This is a genomic window from Chamaesiphon sp. OTE_75_metabat_556, from assembly GCF_031378165.1.
Lineage (GTDB): Bacteria > Cyanobacteriota > Cyanobacteriia > Cyanobacteriales > Chamaesiphonaceae > Chamaesiphon.
Genome location: NZ_JANNDR010000405.1, coordinates 1 through 1743 on the forward strand (window position 1 = coordinate 1; position 1743 = coordinate 1743).

2 protein-coding genes are annotated in these 1743 nt (G+C 47.4%); one reads left to right on the plus strand and one right to left on the minus strand.

The genetic code is table 11. The annotated features are described in order from the left end of the window. Positions 1-532, plus strand: a 532-nt coding sequence (locus tag RMO27_RS16305) for an MFS transporter (RefSeq protein ID WP_309734389.1), incomplete at its 5' end; no start/stop codon positions are given. 204 nt (positions 533-736) lie between these two features. On the opposite strand, the gene RMO27_RS16310 is transcribed toward RMO27_RS16305, so the two are convergent. Continuing rightward, complete coding sequence (locus tag RMO27_RS16310; RefSeq protein ID WP_309734391.1) at positions 737-1660, minus strand: NmrA/HSCARG family protein; 924 nt, start codon at positions 1658-1660, stop codon at positions 737-739. Positions 1661-1743 lie beyond the last annotated feature (83 nt).

The window sequence follows — 1743 nt, forward strand, 5'->3', positions numbered from 1 at the left end:
GGGTGTCAAGTCCCAAGGGCTAACGGATCTCAAATTAATTCAAGCTAATATTGAAACCTGGAAAACTTCACTGACTTATGCCTTCAATGCTGGCGGACTCATCGGTACTTTGCTGACGATCCCTACTGCCAAATATCTAGGGCGAAAATGGATGTTTGGCATTTATTTTGGTCTATCTAGTGCCTCATTAATTTTAGCATTTGGCTCGAAAGCTCCCCCTGAGATCCAGTTATGGTCGTGGTTTTATTTTGCGATCGGCTTGACAGTATCTGGAATTTTTGGATCGTTTAGTTACTACCTACCAGAGCTATTTCCCACGCGGCTGCGAGGAACTGGAGCGGGGTTTTGTTACAATGCAGGTAGATTGATTACGGCGATCGGCCCATTTATTGTTGGTGGCGTAGCATCTCAATCGGCTAACCCGCTCGAAACCGCACTAAAACTACTTTTTTTGGTTGGTTTTATCCCGCTACTAGGTATTTTGGCTATGCCATTAATTATCGAAACCAAAGATCGGGAATTAATTCAATAGCTAGACTTAGATAGTAAGTAGAGATCGCTGCCCAAATTAGTTCGATCGACTCAATTGATGAAGGTGACAATCGTTTTCAACTTTAAGACAATTCAAGTATGTGACTGTTTATAGATACTAATACTTTGCTATCCTTTTATTAACTCGATCGGGAAGATTTAGCAAAACTCAACAAACTCAGCAAAAGTGTTCGACTACCTGTTTTCACCGCAGTGCAACTTCGCTACCACTAGCCTGAATTGCCGCTAACAGTGTGGGCTTGCCAGCACCCGCCAGCCACTCGTCCATCGTGAGTAGTCCGGGGAATTCTGTTCGCAGCGACGCAATATCGGCATTACCAGCTAGACGACCTAGATCGACAAGCCTAGCTAAACCGCCGAGGAAAGCATTTTCTGCGAGTAGGCTGTCTGCAAAGCGATGATAGACGATGGGACGAGCTGCTGTCCGGCTGAATTTTTCAGCCAGTTCATCTCCCGTTACTGAATCGCCAGCAATCTCAAGCGTCTGCGCCCCGAAACGATCGGGAGCGGCGAAGATTCCGGCAACGATCTTGCCAATATCCTCGACTGCGATAAATTGCATGGATCGATCTGGTTTCATGAAGAACGCAAACTCGCCGCGATCGAGACCCATGCCAGGTAGTGTCAAGATTTCCATGAACGCACTCGGACGGATGATGGTACTGACAATCTCCAGAGCGCGAATATGCGCCTCGATCTCACTTTTGGTATCAAAGTGCCCAATGCCAGTTTTAGTCGCCCCCGCAGCGTTTGCCGAACTATAGACGAGATGACGAACGCCTTTGGCTACTGCAAGATCGGCGATTGCCTTACCGTACCGGATCTCCTCTTCATCGGTCACACCATAGGCTGCCCCTTGACCAGAGCTGGGTTGAACGCTAAACACGCCATAAGCACCTGTCATCGCCGCCTCGATCGATTGGATATCTGCTAGATCGCCACGAACTGGCTCGATTCCTTGGTCTACGAGTGCCTTTGCCTTATCGCTAGTCGGATCGCGAACCAATGCCGTGACCTGCCAACCTTGCGATCGTAAAGCCTTTGCAACAGATCCGCCCTGCTGACCTGTTGCACCGAAAACGAGGATGGTTTCTTGTCGGAATTTCATATATCTATCGCTTAAATATCTAGCTTGACAATCGATAAGTATCTCTCTAGCGTAACTGATATATTGTCAGCTAACAGATTGAA

Bases quoted from the DNA above. Each gene is read 5' to 3' on its own strand.
- RMO27_RS16310 (WP_309734391.1), bottom strand. From the start codon at position 1,660: ATGAAATTCCGACAAGAAACCATCCTCGTTTTCGGTGCAACAGGTCAG.